Here is a 5985-nt window from a genome sequence, read left to right on the forward strand (position 1 = left end):
GGGACAGCCGCCGCAGGCGCCCCGCCGGCCGCGCGTGATCCCGCCGCCCGAGGTGCAGGTCGCCGCGAAGGAGGCGGCCCGCGCCGCCGCGGGCGCGCCGCCGTCCGCCCCGGGCACGCCGGGCGCCGGTCCGGCACCGTCGGATCCGCTGGCGGGCCTCGCGTCGCCGTCGTTCTCGCAGGCCGACAGCCCGGCGCCCGAGGCGCCGCGCACCAAGCCCGACCCCCTGACGGACCCGCTGACCTCGGAGACCTTCCAGGGCGTGCAGCCCGCGTCGGACACGTACGAGGCGGGCGTGGTCGGCGGCTTCGGCTACAGCGCGTCGACGGGGCCGCAGACCGCCTCGAACACGTCCGCGACCGCCTTCGACGGCGGCTTCGACCAGTTCGCGCCGCCGCGCTTCGAGCCCCGTGCCGAGGGCCGCACGGAGGACCTCTGGGCCGACGCCGCGCCGCAGTCCGCGCACGAGGACGGCGAGACCCTCGAGGCGACGTTCGAGGCGCACCCCGAGTCCGAGACCCTCGACGAGCCCGACGAGTCGTACATCGACGTCGAGGTGGTGGACGTCGAGGTGGACGCGGCGCACGCTGCGCAGCCCGAGCCGGAGCCGGAGACCGAGGAGCCCGCCGAGACCGCTACGCCCGACGTGGCCGCTGAGGCGGAGGCGCACGAGGCCGAGGTCCACCACGCGGAGTTCGTCGACCACGAGCCCGAACCCGAGGTCGGGACCGCCGCCGCAGCAGCGGAGACCGATGATTCCGCGGCGACGGAGACCGTCGCGGATGCCCCGCAGGAGCTCGCGGACGACCCGGCCGACGAGGCGGCGACGGTCGCGGCCCCGGCGGAGCCCGAGGAGTCCGAGGGCACCGGCGAGACCGAGGAGTCCGCGGAGGCCGGCGACGCCGCGCCCGCGGAGGAGCCGGTTCGCCCGACGTTCGCGGAGCCGCTCGCGATCGATCCGTACCCGTACACGCAGATCGATGAGACCTACGTCGACTCCGAGACCCTGCAGAATCTGCAGAACCGCCAGGCACCGCACGAGCCGAAGGACCCCGGTGACATGACCGAATTCAACGAGTCCCTGAACGAAGCCATGACCATCGACGGCGCGCTGGGCGTCGCGCTGGTCGATGCGAGCAGCGGCATGGCGCTCGCGACCGCCGGCGATCCCGCGGAGTTCAACCTCGAGGTCGCGGCGGCGGGCAATTCGGCGCTGGTGCAGGCGATGAGCCGCACGCTGGGCGATCTGGACCTCGACGACCACATCGAGGACATCCTCATCACCCTCGGCACGCAGTACCAGATCGTGCGCCCGATCAACCAGGGCACCGACGACCTGTTCCTGTACCTGGTGCTGGACCGCTCGCGCGCCAACCTCGCGATGGCCCGTTTCCGCCTCACCAAGCTCGCGGAGCAGATCGAGGTCTGACGGCCCAGGCGGCCGATTCCTCGCAATACCGCCGCCCCTGCTTGCGCGGTAACGTAGCTCCGATGCACGATGGTTCAGTCGAGGTGTCGACGCCACGCCGGCGACGGCCACCGGGATGGGCACTCGCCGCGTTCACCGCGCTCGTCGGCGGCGTCTGGATCTACGCCGAGAGTAAGCTGGGCGGCGACATGCTCCTCGGGTTCGCGGTGCTCCTCGGCATCGCGATCGCCGGCCTGACGTGGTTCGTCCGCACGGTGCTCGCGCTGTCACATCGCCGGGCATGGAGTCCGATGTTCCTCGTCGCGCCGCTGATCGGCGCGGTGACGGTCGCGACGGTCTGGCTCGGCATCCCGTTCCAGGCGCGCTGGGCCCTCGCGCGACCGGCCTTCGAACGCGCGGCGCAGGCGACCCTGTCGGGCGAGCTCCCCCTGCACGAGAACAGGACGATCGGCGGCTACGAAGTCAGCCCGTCGATCACCGACGGGACGGTCCGCTTCATGATGTGGGGCTCCGGCGGACTCATGGACATCCACTACCTCGTGTACGCACCCGACGGGACGACGGTCCGCGCCCACGGCGAGCACCCCGACCGCAACACCGTTGAACACATCGACGGGCCGTGGTGGCACGTGATGGAGATCTTCTAGCACCGCGATCGGGGACACCCTTCGCGTCGTACCCTGCGTCGGCCATGATCTTCGGCAACCAGGTGTTGAGACCGTAGGTCTGCAGCAGCCCGGCGAAGCTCGTGAGCCCAGTAGCGCGCGACTCTCGGATTCTGTCCATCACGGACAGCGTGTCCGTAGCGGACAGGATCCGAGAGTCGGGCCCGGAGCATCTACGCCCAGCGGCCCGCGAGGTCGTGGTCGTGGCACGGAACGACTGTGACGTCGCCGGGCAACGCCATGAGGCGCATCATCGTCTCGAAGGTCGCGTCGCGGTCGACATCGACGAGCAGCCCCGGAAAGGCCGCCTTCTGCGCGCCGTGCGCCAGTTGCTCGGAGTGCCAGACCGCGTCGCCGGCCATGAGCACCCGCCCGCGTTCGGTGTTCAGCAGCACGCCGACGCTTCCCGGCGTGTGCCCCGCGAGGTCGACGAGTACGACCGATCCGTCGCCGAAGACATCGTGGCTCGCCGGGAACGCCAGAACGGGCGGACCGTCGAGGTCCCGCAGGTCCATCGTGCGACCGGCGAGCGCGGGGCGGACCCCCGCGGCCGGTGCCAGTTCTCCGGCGACCGCCCACTCGTACTCCCGACGGTGCGCCGTCAACTGCAGGCCCGGTAGGTCGAGCAGCCCGCTGACGTGATCCCAGTGCAGGTGCGTCGACAGCGCGAGGTCGACGCTCGCCGGATCCACTCCGCCGCGGTGCAGCGCCTCGACGGTGCTGAGGACGTCAGGAGACGGCATCACTGCGGCGCGGAGCATCGGCTGCATGGCGCCGAGGACCCGCTCGCGCACCTGGGAGGCGACGGACGGGTCGAGCAGGATCCGGGCGGACGGGTGGTCGATCACGTAGGTGCGCATGCCCATCCGGATCGTCGCCGGACCACGCACCCCTTCGAGCACGGTCATCGTGCGGACGTCGCGCGGGACCTGCGGCAGGGCCCGCAGGCGCACCGCCACCGACGACGCCGGCGGCGCGGCGAGCGTCTCGCGCAGACGCGCGATACGGGCGGGATCGGGTCGGCGCGGGCGCACCGCACCGGCTATCGACTGCCCGACCGCCCGGCAGCACGTGCTCAGCGCCGTCGGTACGACGCGGTCGACGATGTGGTCGGGGCTGATCTGCTCGGTGGTGTCCGTCATGGCGCTACGGTAGAACTTCAGGTCGACCTGAAGTAAAGGCGGAACGCATGCGCATCGGATATGCGGCGGCGGAGGTGGGCGTCGCGACGCACGTCCTCCGTCATTGGGAGGACGTCGGCGTACTCGTGCCACCACGCGAGCCCGGCGGACAGCGCAGCTACTCCGACGAGCACGTCGCCCGGGCGCGCCTCATCCTGCTGTGCCAGCGGGCGGGCCTGTCGCTCGACCAGATCAAGCAGCTGATCGTCGCCGACACGGCCGGTCGCGCCGAACGACTCCGGGGGCACCGGGAGACGATCGCCGGACGCATCGACGAGTTGCGGCGCGCAGACGCCTTCCTCGAGCACACGCTCACCTGCGCGCATCCCGTCGTCACCCAGTGTCCGGAGTGCTCCGGCTTCGCCTCGGGCCGGGACCTTACGGGCGCAGCACGTCCGTTCCGATGAACGGCTGCAGCGCGACGGGCACGCGGACGGAACCGTCTGGCTGCTGGTGGTTCTCCCAGATCGCGACGAGCCAGCGCGTGGTGGCCAGCGTTCCGTTCAACGTGGCCGCGACCTGCGGCCTACCGTCGGCATCCCGGTACCGGATGCCCAGGCGCCGCGCCTGGAAGGTGGTGCAGTTCGAGGTCGACGTGAGCTCGCGGTAGCGGCCCTGCGACGGCACCCACGCCTCGCTGTCGAACTTGCGCGCCGCCGACGAGCCGAGGTCGCCCGCCGCCACGTCGATCACCCGGTAGGGCACCTCGACGGCCGCGAGCATCTCCTTCTCCCAGTTCAGCAGCCGCTGGTGCTCGGCCTCCGCGTCCTCCGGCTTGCAGTAGACGAACATCTCGATCTTGTCGAACTGGTGCACGCGGATGATGCCGCGCGTGTCCTTGCCGTACGAGCCGGCCTCGCGCCGGAAGCAGCTCGACTGCGCGGCGTAGCGCACGGGACCGTCGGAGAGGTCGAGGATCTCGTCCATGTGGTAGCCGGCCAGCGGCACCTCCGAGGTGCCCACGAGGTACAGGTCGTCGGCCTCGAGGCGGTAGATCTCGTCGGCGTGCGCACCCAGGAAGCCGGTGCCGGCCATGACCTCGGGCTTGACCAGCACGGGCGGGATCATCAGCGTGAAGCCGTTGGCCACGGCCTTCTGCACCGCGAGCTGCAGCAGCGCCATCTGGAACAGCGCGCCGTAGCCCTTCATGAAGTAGAACCGCGAGCCCGAGACCTTGGCGCCGCGCTCCATGTCGAGCAGGCCCAGGCCCTCGGCGAGCTCCAGGTGGTCCTTGGGGTCGGCGATCTCGGGGATCTCGCCCACGTGCTCGAGCACCACGAAGTCGTCCTCGCCGCCGGCGGGCACGCCGTCGATGATGACGTTGCCGATCTTCCGCGCGACCTCGTCGAACACCTCGTCGGCGCGGCTCTGCGCGGCCTCGGCCTCCTTCACCCGCGCGGCCAGCTCGCCCGCCGCGGCCACGAGGGCCTTGCGGTCCTCGGGCGCCGCCTTGCCGATCGACTTCGACGAGGCCTTGTGCTCGGCCCGCAGGTTGTCGGCCGCCAGCACCGCCGCCCGACGGTCCGCGTCCGCGGACAGCAGGGCGTCGACCAGCGACGGGTCCTCTCCACGGGCGCGCTGCGAGGCGCGCACACGGTCCGGGTTCTCGCGTACCAGCTTGACGTCGATCACCCGACCAGCCTATTACGGCACCGTCGACCCGCCCCGACCGACGTACCGCGCACCCGTCCGCGCCCGGACCGGGCATGATGGAAGGCGATGGCCGACGACACCGAAACCCAGCCCGCACCCGCCGCGAAGACCGGGCGCGCCGGCGCCCTCACCGTGCGCGCCGTCCTGGCCGCGGTGGTCGTGGGCGCGCTCGCCATCGGCGGGATCCTGTTCGCCACCGGCGCCTTCGAGCCGAAGAACGAGGAGAAGGCCCCGCGGCTCGCCGCCGCCGGGACCACCCTCGCCCGCTCCAAGCCCGGCACGTGCCTGACCTGGGACAAGGACCCGTCGACGATGGCCCCCGTGGACTGCGTGCAGCCCCACAAGTTCGAGGTCGCGGGCGAGCCCGCCCGCACCCTGCCGGAGAACGCGCCCTACCCGTCGGCGACGGCCCTGGCCGCGCAGCGCGACCAGCTGTGCCCGCCCGTGGTGACCGAATACCTCGGCACGCGCCTCGACCCGATGGGCCGGTTCCAGATGGGGCTGCTCACCGCCGGCGAGAAGGCGTGGGAGTCCGGGGACCGGACGATGCGCTGCGGCGTGCAGGTGGTCGACGGTGCTGGCAACGCCCTGGAGAACCAGGGCAAGATCGTGAACCAGGACAAGTCGCTGACCTGGCCGCCGGGCACCTGCATCGGCATCGACGACCGCGGCCAGCGCACCGCGCCCGTGGCCTGCACGCAGCCGCACGCCTTCGAGGTGACCGCCGTGATCGACATGCGGCAGGCCTTCCCCGACGCCTCGTGGCCCACCGAGCGGCAGCAGGAGGACTACCTGAGCCGCATCTGCCCGTCGCGCACGACGGGCTGGTTCGGCTCGCAGGACGGGCTGCGGAAGTCCGGCCTGCAGCTCGCGTGGAACAAGCTCTCGCAGCCCTCGTGGACCGCGGGCTCGCGCTCGGTGATCTGCTTCCTGGCCTCGTCGAAGGACGCGCGCACCTTCACCCCGATCACGGGCTCCGCGAAGTCGCCCGACCTGCTCATCGACGGCAAGAAGCCCGTGATGCCGACCTTCCCCGGCGCCGGGCCCGCCCCGACGC

At 71.8% G+C, this 5985-nt stretch carries 6 protein-coding genes; 4 read left to right on the top strand and 2 right to left on the bottom strand.

Features of this window, described 5'->3' with window-relative positions; genetic code table 11:
* Nucleotides 1–1429, top strand: a 1429-nt coding sequence (locus LB823_RS23360; RefSeq protein WP_224652123.1) for a hypothetical protein, incomplete at its 5' end; no start/stop codon positions are given.
* Nucleotides 1430–1491: 62 nt separating this feature from the next.
* Nucleotides 1492–2076, top strand: coding sequence for a hypothetical protein (locus LB823_RS23365; RefSeq protein ID WP_224652125.1), 585 nt, complete (start codon nt 1492–1494; stop codon nt 2074–2076).
* Nucleotides 2077–2267: 191 nt separating this feature from the next.
* Here the strand turns inward: LB823_RS23365 and LB823_RS23370 are convergent, their stop codons facing one another.
* Entirely contained in the window at nt 2268–3236 is a 969-nt protein-coding gene (locus LB823_RS23370; RefSeq protein WP_224652127.1) for an MBL fold metallo-hydrolase, read from the bottom strand.
* A gap of 47 nt (nt 3237–3283) precedes the next feature.
* On the opposite strand from LB823_RS23370, the gene LB823_RS23375 reads away from it, so the two are divergent.
* Nucleotides 3284–3682 carry a MerR family transcriptional regulator gene (locus LB823_RS23375; RefSeq protein ID WP_224652128.1) on the top strand — a complete coding sequence of 133 codons (399 nt, stop codon included), beginning with the start codon at nt 3284–3286 and terminating at the stop codon, nt 3680–3682.
* On the opposite strand, the gene serS is transcribed toward LB823_RS23375, so the two are convergent.
* The gene (gene serS / locus LB823_RS23380; RefSeq protein WP_224652130.1) at nt 3654–4907 is read right to left on the bottom strand and encodes a serine--tRNA ligase; all 1254 of its coding nucleotides are present in this window, start codon (nt 4905–4907) and stop codon (nt 3654–3656) included. The genes LB823_RS23375 and serS overlap by 29 nt on opposite strands.
* A gap of 87 nt (nt 4908–4994) precedes the next feature.
* On the opposite strand from serS, the gene LB823_RS23385 reads away from it, so the two are divergent.
* The coding region (locus LB823_RS23385; protein ID WP_224652132.1) for a septum formation family protein at nt 4995–5985 on the top strand (991 nt) is incomplete at its 3' end.

Origin of the sequence: Tsukamurella sp. M9C, assembly GCF_020169415.1 — a bacterium.
Classification (GTDB): Bacteria; Actinomycetota; Actinomycetes; order Mycobacteriales; family Mycobacteriaceae; genus Tsukamurella.

What these genes read in the sequence shown, in the direction of transcription:
- LB823_RS23365 (WP_224652125.1), top strand. Translation starts at nt 1,492, where the DNA reads ATGCACGATGGTTCAGTCGAGGTGTCGACGCCACGCCGGCGACGGCCA.
- LB823_RS23370 (WP_224652127.1), bottom strand. Translation starts at nt 3,236, where the DNA reads ATGACGGACACCACCGAGCAGATCAGCCCCGACCACATCGTCGACCGC.
- LB823_RS23375 (WP_224652128.1), top strand. Translation starts at nt 3,284, where the DNA reads ATGCGCATCGGATATGCGGCGGCGGAGGTGGGCGTCGCGACGCACGTC.